This window comes from Caulobacter sp. FWC26 (genome assembly GCF_002742645.2).
Lineage (GTDB): Bacteria > Pseudomonadota > Alphaproteobacteria > Caulobacterales > Caulobacteraceae > Caulobacter.
In genome coordinates, this window is sequence record NZ_CP033875.1 from 2,353,543 (window position 1) to 2,369,814 (window position 16,272).

Annotated in this window: 19 protein-coding genes and 2 tRNA genes; 2 read left to right on the top strand and 19 right to left on the bottom strand. The window is 64.5% G+C overall.

What is annotated here, in order from left to right; all coding sequences use genetic code 11:
* Position 1: 1 nt before the first annotated feature.
* The 19 genes from nuoN to CSW63_RS12825 form a co-directional block, all read right to left on the bottom strand.
* The gene (gene nuoN / locus CSW63_RS12735) at positions 2 to 1,462 is read right to left on the bottom strand and encodes an NADH-quinone oxidoreductase subunit NuoN (RefSeq protein WP_168193649.1); all 1,461 of its coding nucleotides are present in this window, start codon (positions 1,460 to 1,462) and stop codon (positions 2 to 4) included.
* The gene (locus tag CSW63_RS12740) at positions 1,455 to 2,957 is read right to left on the bottom strand and encodes an NADH-quinone oxidoreductase subunit M (RefSeq protein ID WP_168193650.1); all 1,503 of its coding nucleotides are present in this window, start codon (positions 2,955 to 2,957) and stop codon (positions 1,455 to 1,457) included. Before CSW63_RS12740 ends, nuoN begins: the two co-directional genes overlap by 8 nt.
* Positions 2,954 to 5,005 (bottom strand): NADH-quinone oxidoreductase subunit L, encoded by a 2,052-nt coding sequence (gene nuoL, locus CSW63_RS12745; protein ID WP_062093365.1) that lies wholly within the window; start codon positions 5,003 to 5,005, stop codon positions 2,954 to 2,956. Before nuoL ends, CSW63_RS12740 begins: the two co-directional genes overlap by 4 nt.
* Positions 5,006 to 5,013: 8 nt before the next feature.
* A complete protein-coding gene (gene nuoK / locus CSW63_RS12750) occupies positions 5,014 to 5,319 on the bottom strand; it encodes an NADH-quinone oxidoreductase subunit NuoK (protein WP_062093366.1) in 306 nt (101 codons plus the stop codon).
* Entirely contained in the window at positions 5,316 to 5,933 is a 618-nt protein-coding gene (locus tag CSW63_RS12755; protein ID WP_062093367.1) for an NADH-quinone oxidoreductase subunit J, read from the bottom strand. The genes nuoK and CSW63_RS12755 overlap by 4 nt, the downstream gene beginning before the upstream one ends.
* Positions 5,934 to 6,015: 82 nt before the next feature.
* Positions 6,016 to 6,507: an NADH-quinone oxidoreductase subunit NuoI gene (nuoI, locus tag CSW63_RS12760; RefSeq protein ID WP_010919808.1), complete on the bottom strand. Its 492-nt coding sequence runs from the start codon at positions 6,505 to 6,507 to the stop codon at positions 6,016 to 6,018.
* Positions 6,508 to 6,517: 10 nt separating this feature from the next.
* The gene (locus tag CSW63_RS12765) at positions 6,518 to 6,742 is read right to left on the bottom strand and encodes a hypothetical protein (RefSeq protein ID WP_062093368.1); all 225 of its coding nucleotides are present in this window, start codon (positions 6,740 to 6,742) and stop codon (positions 6,518 to 6,520) included.
* Positions 6,739 to 6,978 (bottom strand): hypothetical protein, encoded by a 240-nt coding sequence (locus CSW63_RS12770; protein WP_062093369.1) that lies wholly within the window; start codon positions 6,976 to 6,978, stop codon positions 6,739 to 6,741. The genes CSW63_RS12765 and CSW63_RS12770 overlap by 4 nt, the downstream gene beginning before the upstream one ends.
* Entirely contained in the window at positions 6,978 to 8,048 is a 1,071-nt protein-coding gene (gene nuoH / locus CSW63_RS12775) for an NADH-quinone oxidoreductase subunit NuoH (protein ID WP_062093370.1), read from the bottom strand. The genes CSW63_RS12770 and nuoH overlap by 1 nt, the downstream gene beginning before the upstream one ends.
* 4 nt (positions 8,049 to 8,052) lie before the next feature.
* The gene (gene nuoG / locus CSW63_RS12780; protein WP_099503514.1) at positions 8,053 to 10,113 is read right to left on the bottom strand and encodes an NADH-quinone oxidoreductase subunit NuoG; all 2,061 of its coding nucleotides are present in this window, start codon (positions 10,111 to 10,113) and stop codon (positions 8,053 to 8,055) included.
* Positions 10,114 to 10,118: 5 nt separating this feature from the next.
* A complete protein-coding gene (gene nuoF, locus CSW63_RS12785) occupies positions 10,119 to 11,438 on the bottom strand; it encodes an NADH-quinone oxidoreductase subunit NuoF (protein WP_062093372.1) in 1,320 nt (439 codons plus the stop codon).
* Between the two features lie 3 nt (positions 11,439 to 11,441).
* Positions 11,442 to 11,708 (bottom strand): hypothetical protein, encoded by a 267-nt coding sequence (locus CSW63_RS12790; RefSeq protein WP_062093373.1) that lies wholly within the window; start codon positions 11,706 to 11,708, stop codon positions 11,442 to 11,444.
* Positions 11,705 to 11,929 carry a hypothetical protein gene (locus tag CSW63_RS12795; RefSeq protein ID WP_062093374.1) on the bottom strand — a complete coding sequence of 75 codons (225 nt, stop codon included), beginning with the start codon at positions 11,927 to 11,929 and terminating at the stop codon, positions 11,705 to 11,707. The genes CSW63_RS12790 and CSW63_RS12795 overlap by 4 nt, the downstream gene beginning before the upstream one ends.
* Position 11,930: 1 nt before the next feature.
* Complete coding sequence (gene nuoE / locus CSW63_RS12800; protein ID WP_062093375.1) at positions 11,931 to 12,617, bottom strand: NADH-quinone oxidoreductase subunit NuoE; 687 nt, start codon at positions 12,615 to 12,617, stop codon at positions 11,931 to 11,933.
* Positions 12,614 to 12,946 (bottom strand): nuclear transport factor 2 family protein, encoded by a 333-nt coding sequence (locus tag CSW63_RS12805; protein ID WP_062093376.1) that lies wholly within the window; start codon positions 12,944 to 12,946, stop codon positions 12,614 to 12,616. The genes nuoE and CSW63_RS12805 overlap by 4 nt, the downstream gene beginning before the upstream one ends.
* Positions 12,943 to 14,193: an NADH-quinone oxidoreductase subunit D gene (locus CSW63_RS12810; protein ID WP_062093377.1), complete on the bottom strand. Its 1,251-nt coding sequence runs from the start codon at positions 14,191 to 14,193 to the stop codon at positions 12,943 to 12,945. The genes CSW63_RS12805 and CSW63_RS12810 overlap by 4 nt, the downstream gene beginning before the upstream one ends.
* 96 nt (positions 14,194 to 14,289) lie before the next feature.
* Positions 14,290 to 14,901 carry an NADH-quinone oxidoreductase subunit C gene (locus CSW63_RS12815; protein ID WP_062093378.1) on the bottom strand — a complete coding sequence of 204 codons (612 nt, stop codon included), beginning with the start codon at positions 14,899 to 14,901 and terminating at the stop codon, positions 14,290 to 14,292.
* On the bottom strand, positions 14,898 to 15,500 hold the full coding sequence (locus tag CSW63_RS12820; RefSeq protein ID WP_082749279.1) for an NADH-quinone oxidoreductase subunit B family protein: 603 nt from the start codon (positions 15,498 to 15,500) through the stop codon (positions 14,898 to 14,900). The genes CSW63_RS12815 and CSW63_RS12820 overlap by 4 nt, the downstream gene beginning before the upstream one ends.
* On the bottom strand, positions 15,470 to 15,847 hold the full coding sequence (locus CSW63_RS12825) for an NADH-quinone oxidoreductase subunit A (RefSeq protein WP_062093380.1): 378 nt from the start codon (positions 15,845 to 15,847) through the stop codon (positions 15,470 to 15,472). Before CSW63_RS12825 ends, CSW63_RS12820 begins: the two co-directional genes overlap by 31 nt.
* Before the next feature lie 199 nt (positions 15,848 to 16,046).
* Here CSW63_RS12825 and CSW63_RS12830 point away from each other — a divergent pair.
* Both CSW63_RS12830 and CSW63_RS12835 read left to right on the top strand, forming a co-directional pair.
* Positions 16,047 to 16,123: transfer RNA gene (locus CSW63_RS12830), tRNA-Asp, on the top strand.
* Positions 16,124 to 16,188: 65 nt separating this feature from the next.
* Positions 16,189 to 16,265 (top strand) — tRNA-Asp (locus CSW63_RS12835).
* Positions 16,266 to 16,272 lie beyond the last annotated feature (7 nt).

Genomic DNA, 16,272 nt, shown 5'->3' on the forward strand with positions numbered 1-16,272 from the left:
GTCACGCGTGACCAAAGGCGGCGGCGGCGGCCTTGGCGGCCGGCTCGAGCCAGACCAAGGCCACAAGCACGATCGGGAACGAGAAGATCGCGGCGGCGAAGCCCACGGCCCGGGCTGACGGCGACGGGGCGTCCACGGCGCCTGCAGCGTCGTCGAACCACATCGCCTTGATCAGGCGCAGGTAATAGAAGGCCGCGACCACCGAACCGACCAGCCCGAGAACAGCGGCCCACTGCATCACGACGTCGCCCGTGCCCATCGCGGCCTTGAAGACGAAGTACTTCGCCCAGAAGCCCGAGAACGGCGGCAAGCCTAACGCCGACAGCGAGAACGCGGTCATCGCCAGAGCGACGCCGGGGCGCTGCTTCACGAGACCGGCCATATCCTGGATCGTCTCCATCGGCTTGCCGTCACGGTTCAGCGCCTGCAGGCAGGCGAAGAACCCTGTGACATCGACCATGTAGAGCGTCATGAAGATCAGCATCGACTGGAGGCCGACTTCACCGCCGGCGGCGACGCCTAGCAGGGCGTAACCGACGTTGGCGATCGACGAGTAAGCCCACAGGCGCTTCAGGTTGCTCTGCGCCAGACCGGCGAAGGCGCCCACGAAGACCGACAGCAGGGCCGCGATCACCAGGACCTGACGCCATTGCGCCTCGGATGCCGGGAAGGCGTCGCCCAGTACGCGGGCGAACATCATCATGGCGGCCAACTTCGGTGCGGCGGCGAAGAAGCCAACGACCGGGGTGGGCGCGCCTTCATAGACGTCCGGCGTCCACATGTGGAACGGCGCGGCGGAGACCTTGAACGCCAGACCGCAGATCACGAAGACCAGGCCGAACAGCAGGCCGACGCCGTGCGAACCGCCGTGCGCGGCCGCCAGAGCGATCTGGCTGAAGTGGGTCGAACCGGTGAAGCCATAGATCAGCGAACTGCCGTACAGCAGGAGGCCCGACGACAACGCGCCCAGCACGAAGTATTTCAGGCCGGCTTCCGAGGACTTGGCGTCGTCGCGGCGCATGGCGGCCAGGACGTAAAGCGCCAGCGATTGCAGCTCGACGCCCACATACAGGCTGATCAGGTCGCCGGCCGAGGCGGTGACGCCCATGCCGAGCGCAGCCAGGATCACCAGGACCGCATACTCGAACTTCTGGTCGCCGCGCTGAGCCAGCCAGCGGTCACCGAGGACGACGGCCACGGCGCTCGACAGATAGATGGCCACCTTGGCGTAGGTCGCGGCCGCGTCGGCGACGTAGACGCCGCCAAACGCAACGCCCTTAGGACCCAGCACCGCCGTGGCGGCGGCGGCGACCAGCGACGCGACCGCCGCGAGGGTGAAAATGGCGCCGACCTTGCCTCGGAAGGCGCCGGCGACCAGCAGAACCAGAGCTGCGATCGCGAGAACGACCTCAGGCAGGACGAGCGAGAAGTTGGCGGAAAAGGTCATTGGCTCCTCACCCACCCACGGCGGCGCGCCAGGCGCCGACGAGCGCGTCGACAGACGTCGCGGTCAGGTTGAACACGAGATTGGGATAGATACCCAGCACCAGGGTCGACACGATCAGCGGGGCGAAGATCAGGATCTCGCGCTTGTCCAGATCAGTGATCGTGGTCAGCTGTGGGTTGGTGATCTCGCCGAACATCACGCGGCGGTACAGGGTCAGGGCGTACATGGCCGACAGGATCACGCCCGAAGCGGAGACGATCGCCGTCCAGGTCGAGGCCTTGTAGACGCCGGTCATGGTCAGGATTTCGCCAACGAAGCCCGAGGTGCCCGGAAGGCCGACATTGCCCATGGTGAACAGCATGAACACCGCCGCGTACATCGGCATGCGGTTGGTGAGGCCGCCATAGAACGCGATTTCGCGGGTGTGCATGCGGTCGTAGACCACGCCGACGCAGAGGAAGAGTGCGCCCGAGATGATCCCGTGGCTCAGCATCTGGAACAGGGCGCCCTGCTCGCCCGCCGCATTGCCCGAGAAGATGCCCATGGTCACGAAGCCCATGTGGGCGACCGACGAATAGGCGATCAGCTTCTTGATGTCGGTCTGACGGAAAGCGACCAGCGAGGTGTAGACGATGGCGATGGCCGACATCGCGAACACCAGCGGCTGGAACATCTCCGAAGCGTTCGGGAACATCGGCAGGCTGAAGCGCATGAAGCCGTAGCCGCCCATCTTCAGCAGGATACCGGCCAGGATGACCGAACCGGCCGTCGGCGCCTCGACGTGGGCGTCGGGCAGCCAGGTGTGAACCGGCCACATCGGCATCTTGACCGCAAACGAGGCGAAGAAGGCCAGCCACAGCCAGGTTTGCAGCCACGGGGCGAACTTGAAGGTCATCAGTTCGGGGATCGAGGCGGTGCCAGAGATCCCGATCATCGCCAGGATCGCGGCCAGCATCAGCACCGAGCCGAGCAGCGTGTAGAGGAAGAACTTGTAGGCCGCGTAGATCCGGCGCTTGCCGCCCCAGATGCCGATGATCAGGAACATCGGAACCAGGCCGCCCTCGAAGAAGAGGTAGAACAGCACGAGATCCAGCGCGCAGAAGACGCCGATCACCAGGGTCTCAAGGACCAGGAAGGCGATCAGGTACTCGACGACGCGCTTCTCGACCGACTTCCAGCTGGCCACGATGCAGATCGGCAGCAAAAACGCAGTCAGCAGGACGAACAGCACCGAAATGCCATCGACGCCCATGCGGTAGTGGAGACCGGCGAACCAGGCGACGTCTTCCACGAACTGGAAGCCCGGGTTCTTCGGGTCGAACTGGGCGGTGAGGATGATCGACAGGCCGAACGTGACCAGGGTGGTCACGAGCGCGATCCACTTGGCCAGGGTGTCGGTCTTTTCTCCGGCGCCATGCAGAGCGCGCGCGGCGAGGATCACCGCGACGCCAGCGAGAGGCGCGAAGGTCGTAAGGCTGAGAAGGCCGCTCATGAGCTCCGTCCCCCTCAACGGAATGCGTACAGGGCGAAGGTCAGCAGGCCGGCGACGCCGAGCAGCATGACAAACGCGTAGTGGTAGAGATAGCCGGTCTGCAACTTGCCAGTGCGCTTGCCGACCTCATACGAGACCGCGCTCACGCCATCGGGGCCCAGGCCGTCGATGATCTTCTGGTCGCCGCCCTTCCAGAACAGGTCGCCCAGGAACTTGGCGAAGCGCACGAAGGTGGCCTCGTAGAGTTCATCGAAGAACCACTTGTTGTAGAAGAAGACGTACAGCGGCCCCTTGCGCTCGGCCAGCTTCAGGCCCAGGCGCTCATTGCCCTTGATCAGATAGACATAGACCGCGACCAGCAGACCGATCAGCGAAGCGATTAGCGGGCTCCACTTCACCCAGGTCGCGACCTCATGCGCTTCGTGCAGCACGTGGTTGGTCGGGGCGGTGTAGATGGCGCCGCGCCAGAACTCTTCCTGGTGGTGGCCCACGAAGTAGCCGGTGAAGACGAAGCCAGCGGCGACCGCGCCGATCGACAGCACGACCAGCGGGAACAGCATCACCCACGGGCTTTCGTGCGGCTTGTGGTCGTGACCATGGCCATGATCGTCATGGCCTTGGGCATGGTCGTCATGAGCGTGCGCCGCGTGCGCGTGATCGTCGTGGCCATGGGCGTCATGACCCCAGCGCGCCGTACCGTTGAAGGTGAAGAACGCCAAGCGCCAGGAGTAGAACGAGGTCAGGCCCGCGACGAGCACGCCGATCACCCAGGCGAACATGGCCAGGGCGTTATGACCGCCCGCGGCGAACGCCGCCTCGATGATGGTGTCCTTGGAGTAGAAGCCGGCGAAGCCCAGGTGCAACGGCGGGAAGCCAAGGCCCGTGATGGCGATCGTGCCGATGGTCATGGCGATGAAGGTGACCGGCAGCAGCTTGGCCAGGGCGCCGTAGCGACGCATGTCCTGCTCGTGGTGCATGCCATGGATCACCGAACCGGCGCCCAAGAACAGCAGGGCCTTGAAGAAGGCGTGCGTGAACAGGTGGAACATGGCCGCCTGATAGGCGCCGACACCCGCCGCGAAGAACATGTAGCCCAGCTGCGAGCAGGTCGAGTAGGCGATCACGCGCTTGATGTCGTTCTGCGTCAGGCCGACCGTGGCGGCGAACAGGGCCGTCACCGCGCCGATGACCGTCACGATGTTCTTGGCCACGGGGGCGTATTCGAACATCGGCGAGAGCAGGCACAGCATGTAGACGCCGGCGGTCACCATCGTGGCCGCGTGGATCAGGGCCGACACCGGGGTCGGGCCTTCCATGGCGTCGGGCAGCCAGGTGTGCAGGAAGAACTGCGCCGACTTGCCCATCGCGCCGATGAACAGAAGGAAGCAGGCAATATCCATCAACGGCCACATGTGACCGGCGAATTCCCAGGTCTTGCCCGCGTTGGCCTGGATCAGCGGGAACAGCTCGGCAAACTGGATCGTGCCGAACGCCCAGTAGGTGGTCATGATGCCGAGGGCGAAGCCAAAGTCGCCAACCCGGTTGACCACGAAGGCCTTGATGGCGGCGGCGCTGGCCGAGGGCTTCTTGAACCAGAAGCCGATCAGCAGATACGAGGCCAGACCCACGCCTTCCCAGCCGAAGAACAGCTGCATGAAGTCGGCGGCGGTGACCAGCGACAGCATGGCGAAGGTGAAGAGCGACAGGTACGCGAAGAAGCGCGGCTTGCTGTCGTCCTCGGCCATGTAGCCCCAGGAGTAGATGTGCACGAGGGCCGAGACCGTCGTGACCACGATCAGCATCGTCGCCGACAGGGCGTCAATGCGGATCGACCAGTTGGCCTGGAAGTCGCCGATATGGATGAACGGCAGCAACTGGACCGTGAAGGCCTCCATGTGCCCCCAGGTCCACTGGCTGAACGTGTACCAGGACAGCGCGCACGACAGGATCAGCGCGCCCGTCGTGACCGACTGCGACGCGACATTGCCAATACGGCGGCCGAACAGACCGGCGATCGCCGCGGCGATGATCGGCGCGAAAACGAGAATGGTGACAAGCGTCTGCATGACGTCGCTTAGCCCTTCATCATGCTGGCGTCGTCAACCGCGATGTCGCCGCGGTTGCGGAAGAAGGTGACGAGGATCGCCAGACCCACGGCCGCCTCGGCGGCAGCGACGGTCAGGACGAACATCGCGAAGATCTGGCCCGCCACGTCGTGCAGATAGGCCGAGAACGCCACGAGGTTGATGTTCACCGCCAGAAGGATCAGTTCGATCGACATCAGGATGACGATCACGTTCTTGCGGTTCACGAAGATGCCGAAGACGCCGATCGTGAACAGGATCGCGGCGATGACGAGATAGTGCGGCAGGCCGATCATTCGGAGATCCCCTCACCCGGCTTGATCTGAACCAGCTCCATGCCGGTCTTGGGCGTGCGGGCGACCTGCTTGCCGATGTCCTGGCGCTTGACGCCCGGCTTGTGGCGCAGGGTCAGGACGATGGCGCCGATCATGGCCACCAGCAGCACCAGGCCCGCCAGTTGGAAGAAGAAGACATAGTCGGTGTAGAGCACGCGACCGATCGCTTCGGTGTTCGGAACTCCGCCCGGCGACGCGTTAGGCAGGGCGTTCTTCGCGGCGGCGCCGTTGGTGGCCACGGCCGCGACGACCATCACCATCTCGGTGGCGATCACCAGGGCGATAACGCCGCCGAAGGGCAGGTACTGCACGAAGCCCTGTCGAAGCTCGGCGAAGTCCACATCCAGCATCATGACGACGAAGAGGAACAGCACCGCGACCGCGCCGACGTAAACGACGACCAGCAGCATCGCCAGGAACTCCGCGCCCAGCAGGACGAAAAGGCCGGCGGCCGAGAAGAAGGCGGTGATCAGGAAGAGCACCGAGTGCACCGGGTTGCGCGCCGACACGACGAGGAGACCCGCCGCTATGGTCACGAAAGCCAGTAGATAAAATGCGATCGCCTGCACGGGCATTGGCCCTGGGCTCCCCTGAAATCTTAAGTCCAACAACGGCGCGCCGCGTGACGCGCCGCCTACCCCGGATTCGGCCCCGTCTTTAGCGGTACGGCGCGTCCAACTCCAGATTCTTCGCGATCAGGCGTTCCCAACGGTCGCCGTTATCGAGAAGGCGTTCCTTGTCATAGTAGAGCTCTTCGCGGGTCTCGGTCGCGAACTCGGTGTTCGGGCCCTCGACGATCGCGTCGACCGGGCAAGCCTCCTGGCAGAGGCCGCAGTAGATGCACTTGACCATGTCGATGTCGTAGCGGGTCGTCCGGCGGCTGCCGTCCTCGCGCGGTTCGGCCTCGATGGTGATCGCCTGCGCCGGGCAGATGGCTTCGCAGAGCTTGCAGGCGATGCAACGCTCCTCGCCCGACGGATATCGGCGCAACGCGTGCTCGCCCCGGAAGCGCGGCGACTGCGGATTGCGCTCGTTCGGATAGATCACGGTCTTTTTCGGCGCGACCATATACTTCATGGCCAGGCCGAACGCGCCCGCGAAGTCCAGAAGGGCCGCGCCCTTGACCGCCTGAGTGATGCGCTGGAACACCAGAGCTCTCCTAACACTTTTCCTTAGGGAGGGGACGGACGTCCCTGCCCTGCTCTTTCTGCTGCCGCCGCAACGTCTGCTCGAGGACACACTTTCTGGTCTTGTCGTCAGCCTTGCGGCGCGCCTCGACCTTGTCCTCAAGCGTCCGCCCCGGCGGTCGCGGAATGCTTTCGCCCCAGGTCGAGCATCCAGCCAGAAGGCCGATCGCGGCGATCCCGAGAGCGACCCGTCTCATTTCCCGGTCCGGGGAATGACGCAGGTGTAGTTCGATAGCTGGGCGGGGTCTCCCCCGTCCTGCTTGGCCTGGATGGTTCCACCCGAAGCCTTGCACTTGTCGCCCTCGCGCCGGAGATCGTCATAGCTGACGACGCCGTCGCCGAGGGAATAGGAACGGTCCGGAGCCGAGACCGACTGGCAAGCCGCGAGGCTGGCGACAGTCAAAGCCAAGGTCAGGATCGCGGTCCGGCGCATCAGGCCGCCGGACCGAACACGCGCCAGGCGGCGACTGCAGCAACCAGCACCAGCGACGTCGGCAGGAACACCTTCCAGCCCAGACGCATCAGTTGGTCATAGCGGTAACGAGGCACGATGGCCTTCGCCATGGCGAACATGAAGAACCAGAAGCAGATCTTGGCGTAGAACACCAAGGCCAGGAAGAAATTGGCCGCGAACGGGTGCCAGCTGTCCAGGAAATCGGTCGGGAACCCGGGGTTCCAGCCGCCGAAGAACAGGACGCTGATCATCGCGCACATTAGGACGATGTTCGAATATTCGGCGACCATGAACAGCAGGTACGGGGTCGAGCTGTACTCGACCTGATAGCCGGCCACGAGTTCCGACTCGGCTTCCGGCAGGTCGAAAGGCGGGCGGTTCGTCTCGGCCAGGGCCGAGATGTAGAACATGCCCATGGCCACGACCATGACCGGCAGCAGGACGAGGTTGTTCAGCCCGCCGCCAAAGACATTCCAGTTCCAGATCCAGCCCGTCTGCTTCTCGACGATGGTCGACAGGTTCATCGAACCGGCCAGCAGGATCACCGTGATGATGATCAGGCCGATCGACACTTCATAGGAAACCATCTGCGCGGCGGAACGAAGAGCGCCCAGAAACGGATACTTCGAGTTCGAAGCCCAGCCGCCCATGATGATGCCGTAGACGCCTAGCGAGCTCATCGCCAGCAGGTAGAGGATGCCGACGTTGAGGTTCGAGACGACCCAGCCCGGCGCGAAGGGCACCACGGCCCAGCCGACAAAGGCCAGGACCAGGCTGATCAGCGGCGCCAGGATAAAGATGACCTTGTCGGCGCCGGCGGGGATCACGATCTCCTTCAGCACGAACTTGAAGAAGTCGGCGAAGGACTGCAGCAGGCCGAACGGGCCCACGACGTTTGGCCCCTTGCGCATCTGAACGCCGGCCCAGATCTTGCGGTCGGCCAGCAACAGGAACGCCAGGCTCAGCAGCACCCAGATCACGACCAGCAGGATCCCGCCGGTAGTCAGCAGGGTCCAGGAGACGGCGGGGTTGGCGAAGAACGCTTGCATCGGCCTACTCCGCCGCGATCTTGGCGGCGCCCGAGGCCACGGCCGCGCACTCGGCCATGGTCACGCTGGCGCGCGCAATGGGGTTGGTCAGGTGGAAGGCCTTGATCGGGCTTTCGAACGGCGCGTCCGAAACTTCACCGTCACCGCCCAGGGCGCCGACGTCGAACGAGGTCGCCACCGAGCCCGGCGCGTAGTCGATCTGACCGAAGGTCGGGTGATCGGCGAACAGCTTGGCGCGTAGTTGGTCCAGGCTGTCATACGGCAGCTTGTGGCCCAGCACCTCGGACAGCGCCCGCAGAATCGACCAGTCTTCCTTGGCTTCACCCTTCGGGAACACGGCGCGGCGGCCCATCTGGACGCGCCCTTCCATGTTCACATAGAGGCCGTTCTTCTCGGTGTAGGCCGCGCCCGGCAGGATCACGTCCGCCTTGTGGGCGCCGTTGTCGCCGTGAGTGCCGAGATAGATCTTGAAGGCGTCCGAGGCGGCCGTCTCGCACTCGTCGGCGCCCAGCAGGAACAGCACGTCGAGCGCGCCGGGCTTCAGCATGTCGGCAGTCGCAAGACCGCCCTCGGCCGGGACGAAGCCCACGTCGAGGCCCGCGACGCGCGCGGCGGCGGTGTGCAGCACGTTCCAGCCGTTCCAGCCTTCGCGCACGACCTTGATCGACTTGGCGAGGCCCGCGGCGGCCTTGAGGATCGCCGCGCCGTCGGCGCGCGCCAGGGCGCCCTGGCCGATGATGATCGCCGGACGTTCGGCGGCCTTCAGGGCAGCGACAAAGTCGTTCTTGCTCTTGGCCAGGCTCGACAGCGTTTTGGCGCCGGCGCCGAGATAGTCGTAGCCGAAGGTCAGGTCGGCCTGTTCGCCGATCACGCCGAAACGGGTCTTGCCGGCCAGCCATTGCTTGCGGAAGCGGGCGTTGAGCACCGGCGCCTCAAGACGCGGGTTGGCGCCGACGAACAGCACCACATCGGCGTTTTCGATGCCGGCGATCGTCGAGTTGAACAGCCAGCCCTCGCGCGGACCCGCGCCCAGAGCCGAACCATCCTGACGGCTGTCGAGGTTCTTCACGCCCAGGGCGGTGAAGAGGTCCTTGGCGGCCTTCAGGCTTTCGGCGTCCTGCAGGTCGCCGGCGATCACGCCAACACGCTCCGGAGCCGTCATCTTCACCTTGGCGGCAATGGCCGCGAAGGCCTCGGCCCAGGTCGCCGGCTTCAGCTTGCCGCCGACGCGGACATAAGGACGGTCAAGACGCTGACGGCCCAGGCCGTCGACCGCATAGCGGGTCTTGTCCGAGATCCACTCTTCGTTGACCTCGTCGTTGATGCGCGGCAGCACGCGCAGCACGGCCGCCCCGCGCGCATCAACGCGGATCGACGAACCCAGAGCGTCCATGACGTCGACGCTTTCGGTCTTCTTCAGTTCCCACGGACGGGCTTCGAAGGCGTAGGGCTTAGAGGTCAAGGCGCCGACCGGACACAGGTCGATGACATTGGCGCTGAGCTCCGAGGTCACCGCCGCGCCGAGATAGGTCGTGATTTCAACGTCTTCGCCGCGCGAGATCAGGCCGATCTCCGGCGAACCGGCGACTTCGGTGATGAAGCGGACGCAGCGCGTGCACTGGATGCAGCGCGTCATCACGGTCTTGATCAGCGGGCCCATCGACTTTTCTTCGACCGCGCGCTTGTTCTCTTCATAGCGGCTGTCGTCACGGCCGTACCCGACCGCCTGGTCCTGCAGGTCGCACTCGCCGCCCTGGTCGCAGATCGGGCAGTCCAGCGGGTGGTTGATGAGCAGGAACTCCATCACCCCTTCGCGGGCCTTCTTGACCATCGGAGTCTTGGTGAAGATCTCCTGGCCCTCGGCGGCCGGCAGGGCGCAAGAGGCCTGCGGCTTCGGCGGACCGGGCTTTACCTCAACGAGGCACATCCGGCAGTTGCCGGCGATGGACAGGCGTTCGTGATAGCAGAAGCGCGGGATCTCTTCCCCGGCCAGTTCCGCCACCTGCAGAACCGTCATGCCGGGTTCGAACTCGACCTCGACGCCATTGACCTTGGCGATTGCCATTCTTGTTACTCCGCCGCGATCAGCTTGGCGCCCTGCACGTGCAGGCGACCGCTACGATAGGAAGCGATCCGCTCCTCCACCTCGTGGCGGAAGTGACGGAACAGGCCCTGGATCGGCCAGGCGGCCGCGTCGCCCAGGGCGCAGATGGTGTGACCCTCGACCTGGGTCGTGACGTCCAGCAGGGTGTCGATCTCTTTCGGATCGGCTTCGCCGGTCGCCATGCGCTCCATGACGCGCCACATCCAGCCGGTGCCTTCACGGCACGGCGTGCACTGGCCGCAGCTCTCGTGCTTGTAGAAGTACGACAGGCGGGCGATCGCGCGGACGAGGTCGGTCGACTTGTCCATGACGATGACGGCGGCCGTGCCCAGGCCCGACTTCAGGTTCCGCAGGGCGTCGAAGTCCATCGGCAGGTCTTCGCACTGCTCGGCCGGGATCATCGGCACCGACGAGCCGCCCGGGATGACGGCCTTCAGGTTGCCCCAGCCGCCCCGGATGCCGCCGCAGTGATCTTCCATCAACTGACGGAAGGGGATGCTCATGGCTTCCTCAACGTTGCAGGGCAGGTTCACGTGGCCCGAGACGCAGAAGAGCTTGGTGCCGGCGTTGTTCGGACGGCCAAAGCCGGCGAACCAGGCCGCGCCGCGACGCAGGATCGTGCCGGCGACGGCGATGCTCTCGACGTTGTTCACCGTGGTGGGCATGCCGTAGAGGCCCGCGCCCGCCGGGAACGGCGGCTTCAGGCGCGGTTGACCCTTCTTGCCTTCCAGGCTTTCCAGCAGGGCCGTCTCTTCGCCACAGATATAGGCCCCGGCGCCGTGATGGACGTAGAGGTCGAAGTCCCAGCCGTGGACGTTGTTCTTGCCGATCAGCTTGGCCTCATAGGCCTGCTTGATCGCCGCTTCCAGGCGCTCGCGCTCGAAGACGTATTCGCCGCGAATGTAGATGTAGCAGGCATGGGCCAGCATGGCGCGCGAGGCGATCAGGCAGCCCTCGATCAGGAGGTGCGGGTCATGCCGCATGATCTCCCGGTCCTTGCAGGTGCCCGGCTCGGACTCGTCGGCGTTGACCACCAGGTAGTGAGGACGACCTTCCTTCACTTCCTTGGGCATGAACGACCACTTGAGACCGGTCGAGAAACCGGCGCCGCCCCGGCCACGCAGGCCGGAGTTCTTCATGTTGTCGATGATCCAGTCGCGCCCGGCGTCCAGGATGTCCTTGGTGCCATTCCAGCAGCCGCGCTTCTTCGCGCCCTCGAGGCCCCAGTCGTGGAGACCGTAGAGGTTCGTGAAGATGCGGTCCTTGTCTTCGAGGATACCGACCATGACTCAGCTTTGCGGATCGAATGGATGGGCGCGCACATAGCGCGTCCGACGAATGATGACATAGACGAAAAGCGACCAACCCACGCCGATGATGGCGAGACCGGCCACAACCGCCCAGAACGGCGCGCCTTCGACGACACGACCCCACACCAGCAGGATCGCGCCCACGAGGCACGCAACGAAGCCGAAGCTCCGTTCGCGACGATGCAGACCCCGGAGAGTGTCGACATACGCCGCCTTGCGCATGTTGAGGTCGCTGTCGTCGATCATGACGAGGCGCCCTCCCCCTTGCTCACGCGCATCCAGCCCAGGATGAACCAGATGTGCGAGCCCAGGCCCGCGACGATGGCGCCCAAGAAGACCAGCCGCAGCCAGTCGATCCGCAGCGACACCGCGCCATAAATCGCGACGCCGGCCAGCACGAAGCACACCGCGTTGATGACGAGCATCGCGGTCAGGCGCTTCTTCTGGAGGGCGGCGTCGGCGGTCATGTTAAGCGGCGGGCTCCGACTTCGGGGCCTTCTTCGGCTTCTCGGGCAGGTTCGGGATCTTGATCTTCTTGGCGTACGAGCCGTCGTACAGCTTGGGATCGGTCAGGGTGTGGATCGCGCCCTTCGGCTCCGAAGCGCCACGGCCGTCGTAGCTACCCGGCTGCGGCGCCTTGCCGGCGGCGAAGTCGTCGAGGATCTGAGCCAGGCTCTCCGGCGTCAGGTCTTCGTAATAGTAGTCGTTGATCGCGGCCATCGGCGCATTGCAGCAGGCGCCCAGGCACTCGACCTCTTCCCAGCTGAACTTGCCGTCGTCTGAGACGTGATGGGCCGGACCGATCTTGTCCTCCAGCACCTTCCGCAGGTCGAGCGCGCCGCGCAGTTGGCACGGTGTGGTGCCGCACAGCTGAACGAAGGCGACCTTGCCGACCGGCTGCAACTGGAACATCACGTAGAAGGTCGCAACCTCCAGCACGCGGATCACCGGCATCTCGAGCTGCTTGGCGATCTCCTGGATCGCGGGCTCAGACACCCAGCCTTCCTGCTTTTGGGCCAGCCACAGCATGGGGATCACCGCCGACTGCTTGCGCTCGGCGGGATACTTGGCTTTCCACCAGTCGGCCTTGGCCTGGCTGTCCGCCGTAAAGGCGAAGCTGGCGGGTTGTTCCTTGGCAAGACGACGGACGCTCATCGGGCGAAATCCACGCGGGCGATCTTGTCGCCCTTGAAGGTGTAGATGGCGGCGACCTGGAACGGCGCATCGCCGTTGCCGCGGTCGACATGCTCATGATCGATCACGTTGGACCCGACCACGATGCGGTTCAGCAGCTTCGCCTGGTTCTTGGGGAACTCGGCGAAGGTCTTGGCGTAAAAGGCGCGATAGGCCTCGATTCCCGTGCGCGCGATCTCACCGTTCAACCCCGCAACGACAACGTCGTCGGTGAAGTGGGCGCAATGGGCGTCCAGGTCCTGGGCGTTGTAGGCGTCGAGCTGCGCCTGGGCGATATCGGCCAGGCTCACCGGTCGATCTCCCCGAACACGATGTCCAGCGAGCCTAGAATGGCCGAGACGTCGGCCAGCTGGTGACCACGGTTCAGCCAGTCCATGGCCGCCAGGTGCGGGAAGCCCGGCGCGCGGATCTTGCAGCGATAGGGCTTGTTGGTGCCGTCAGAGACGACGAACACGCCAAACTCGCCCTTCGGCGCCTCGACGCAGGCGTAGACTTCGCCGGCCGGCGTCTTGAAGCCCTCGGTGTAGAGCTTGAAGTGGTGGATCAGCGCTTCCATCGAACGCTTCATCTCGGCGCGACGCGGCGGCGAGACCTTGTTGTCTTCCGACAGCACCGGACCATGCGTCTTGCGCAGCATCTCGCAGGCCTGACGGATGATCTTGGTCGACTCGCGCATCTCCTGCATGCGGCACAGGTAGCGATCGTAACAGTCGCCGTTCTTGCCCAGCGGGATGTCGAACTCGAAGTCGTTGTAGTTCTCGTAGGGCTGGCTGCGACGCAGGTCCCAGGCGATGCCCGAGCCGCGCACCATCACGCCGGAGAAGCCCCAGTTAATCGCGTCTTCCTTGCTAACCACGCCGATATCGACGTTGCGCTGCTTGAAGATGCGGTTGTCGGTGATCAGGCCTTCGATATCGTCGCAGATCTTCGGGAAGGCTTTGGCCCAGGCGTCGATGTCTTCGACCAGTTCCGGCGGCAGGTCCTGGTGGACGCCGCCCGGACGGAAGTAGTTGGAGTGCAGGCGAGCGCCGCAAGCGCGCTCGTAGAACACCATCAGCTTCTCGCGCTCCTCGAAGCCCCACAGCGGCGGCGTCAGGGCGCCGACGTCCATGGCCTGGGTCGTCACGTTCAGCAGGTGGTTCAGGATGCGGCCGATTTCCGAATACAGGACGCGGATGATCTGGCCGCGGATCGGCACTTCGACGCCGAGCAGCTTCTCGATCGCCAGGCAGAAGGCGTGTTCCTGGTTCATCGGCGCCACGTAGTCGAGGCGGTCGAAGTACGGGATGTTCTGCAGATAGGTGCGCGCTTCCATCAGCTTCTCGGTGCCGCGGTGCAGCAGGCCGATGTGCGGATCGACGCGTTCGACGATTTCGCCGTCCAACTCCAGCACCAGGCGCAGCACGCCGTGCGCGGCCGGGTGCTGCGGGCCGAAGTTGATGTTGAACTTGCGGACAGGCGTCTCCGGAATGGCCGGAGCCGTCGCCTCGTCTCGGAAATAGTCGGTCGCCGCGGCGGGCGAGTTCGTGCCGGTCATGGCTACGGACCTTCGTTACACTGCTCGATGTCGGCGGAGTTAAGCCCCTCCGACAAGGTGATCGACGACGAACGCTTCAAGCGCCCATCGCCAGCCCTACGCGTCTCCTGCCCGCTTCTCGACTTTCTCATCGCCGGGCAGCGCATATTTCGCGCCTTCCCACGGAGAGAGGAAGTCGAACGCACGGAACTCGGTGATCTTCACGGGTTCGTACACGACGCGCTTAAGCTCGTCGTCGTAGCGCACTTCCACATAACCCGTCATGGGGAAGTCCTTCCGCAGCGGATGGCCGTGGAAGCCGTAGTCGGTGAGGATACGGCGCAGGTCGGGGTGACCGTCGAAGAAGATCCCGTACATGTCGAACGCCTCGCGCTCGAACCAGTCAGCCACCGGGAAGACCGGCGTAATGCTGGGAACCGGCGTATCCTCGTCGGTCGAGACCTTAAGGCGGATGCGATGGTTCTTAACCAGCGACAGCAGGTGATAGACAACATCGAAGCGCGCGGCGCGCTCGGGATAGTCGACACCGGTCAGGTCCACCAGCTGGTGGAAACGACAAGCAGCGTCGTCACGCAGGAACATCAGCGTCTCGATCACCGACGCAGCGCGGGCGACGATCGTCAGCTCGCCGAATGCGACAGAATGTCCCAGCACGCCCGGAGCGCGGGCGACGATGTCCTGACCAAGCAGTTCCAGGGCTTCGCTCATCGCTCGATCGTCCCCGTGCGGCGAATCTTCTTCTGCAGCTGCAACACGCCGTAGACGAGCGCCTCGGCGGTCGGCGGACAGCCCGGAACATAGATGTCGACCGGCACGACGCGGTCGCAGCCGCGGACGACGCTGTAGCTGTAATAGTAATAGCCGCCACCATTGGCGCAGCTGCCCATCGAGATCACGTAACGCGGCTCGGGCATCTGGTCGTAGACCTTGCGCAGGGCCGGAGCCATCTTGTTGGTCAGCGTGCCGGCGACGATCATCACGTCCGACTGGCGCGGGCTGGCGCGCGGCGCGAAACCGTAGCGCTCCAGGTCGTAACGCGGCATCGACGCTTGCATCATTTCCACGGCGCAGCAGGCCAAGCCGAACGTCATCCACATCAGCGAGCCCGTACGGGCCCAGGTGATCAGGTCGTCGGCGGCGGCCGTGATAAAGCCCTTGTCGGCCAACTGCTGGGAGACGCCGTCGAAGAACGGGTCATGCAGCTTGGGGTCATACCCCTCGACCGTCGAACGGCCGGCCGAGAGCGCCGGAACCGAAGACGAATTGGCGGGAACGATCACTCCCATTCGAGGGCGCCCTTCTTCCATTCATAGATGAAGCCGACGGTCAGAACGCCGAGGAAGGTCATCATCGACCAGAACGCGAACTGCGCCACATCTTGCGGCAATTTCATCAGCGTGACCGCCCAGGGGAACAGAAACGCCACTTCCAAGTCGAAGATGATGAAGAGGATCGAGACCAGATAGAACCGGACGTCGAACTTCATACGCGCATCGTCGAAGGCGTTGAACCCGCACTCGTAGGCGGACAGCTTTTCCGGGTCCGGCGCCTTGGGCGCGAGCACCGCGGCGGCGAGCAGAAAGACGATGCCGATAACCGCCGCGATCCCGAGAAAGATCACGATCGGCAGGTACTGGAGAAGGAAGGCGGTCATGACAGCCCTTGGCTTGAATCGAGCGGGTTGTAGCCCACTGTCGCCAGCGCTTCAAACACCCCGCGCACATTGAGAAACGATCGCAACTGGAGACGAAATGTCGGTTCTTCGAGATCGCCGTTGACACGAGTCTTCACCCGACATATCAGACGCGCCTCGCCGATTGGCGGGTCGCACTTTCGCTTCGGCGAAGGGGTATGCGGATGTAGCTCAGTTGGTTAGAGCGCCGGCCTGTCACGCCGGAGGTCGCGGGTTCGAGCCCCGTCATTCGCGCCACCCTTTCAGAAGCGAGGACTTCCCTCCCCTCGGTCACGGACGACCGTCGCGCTCTGGCGCACGACGCGGATGTAGCTCAGTTGGTTAGAGCGCCGGCCTGTCACGCCGGAGGTCGCGGGTTCGAGCCCCGTCATTCGCGCCACCGTCCA

Bases quoted from the DNA above. Each gene is read 5' to 3' on its own strand.
- CSW63_RS12815 (WP_062093378.1), bottom strand. From the start codon at position 14,901: ATGAGCGAAGCCCTGGAACTGCTTGGTCAGGACATCGTCGCCCGCGCT.
- nuoF (WP_062093372.1), bottom strand. From the start codon at position 11,438: ATGGTCGGTATCCTCGAAGACAAGGACCGCATCTTCACGAACCTCTAC.
- nuoG (WP_099503514.1), bottom strand. From the start codon at position 10,113: ATGGCAATCGCCAAGGTCAATGGCGTCGAGGTCGAGTTCGAACCCGGC.
- CSW63_RS12770 (WP_062093369.1), bottom strand. From the start codon at position 6,978: ATGCGCCGGACCGCGATCCTGACCTTGGCTTTGACTGTCGCCAGCCTC.
- CSW63_RS12765 (WP_062093368.1), bottom strand. From the start codon at position 6,742: ATGAGACGGGTCGCTCTCGGGATCGCCGCGATCGGCCTTCTGGCTGGA.
- CSW63_RS12820 (WP_082749279.1), bottom strand. From the start codon at position 15,500: ATGGAAGAAGGGCGCCCTCGAATGGGAGTGATCGTTCCCGCCAATTCG.
- nuoH (WP_062093370.1), bottom strand. From the start codon at position 8,048: ATGCAAGCGTTCTTCGCCAACCCCGCCGTCTCCTGGACCCTGCTGACT.
- CSW63_RS12795 (WP_062093374.1), bottom strand. From the start codon at position 11,929: ATGACCGCCGACGCCGCCCTCCAGAAGAAGCGCCTGACCGCGATGCTC.
- nuoK (WP_062093366.1), bottom strand. From the start codon at position 5,319: ATGATCGGCCTGCCGCACTATCTCGTCATCGCCGCGATCCTGTTCACG.
- CSW63_RS12825 (WP_062093380.1), bottom strand. From the start codon at position 15,847: ATGACCGCCTTCCTTCTCCAGTACCTGCCGATCGTGATCTTTCTCGGG.
- nuoL (WP_062093365.1), bottom strand. From the start codon at position 5,005: ATGCAGACGCTTGTCACCATTCTCGTTTTCGCGCCGATCATCGCCGCG.
- CSW63_RS12755 (WP_062093367.1), bottom strand. From the start codon at position 5,933: ATGCCCGTGCAGGCGATCGCATTTTATCTACTGGCTTTCGTGACCATA.
- nuoE (WP_062093375.1), bottom strand. From the start codon at position 12,617: ATGAGCGTCCGTCGTCTTGCCAAGGAACAACCCGCCAGCTTCGCCTTT.
- CSW63_RS12790 (WP_062093373.1), bottom strand. From the start codon at position 11,708: ATGATCGACGACAGCGACCTCAACATGCGCAAGGCGGCGTATGTCGAC.
- CSW63_RS12810 (WP_062093377.1), bottom strand. From the start codon at position 14,193: ATGACCGGCACGAACTCGCCCGCCGCGGCGACCGACTATTTCCGAGAC.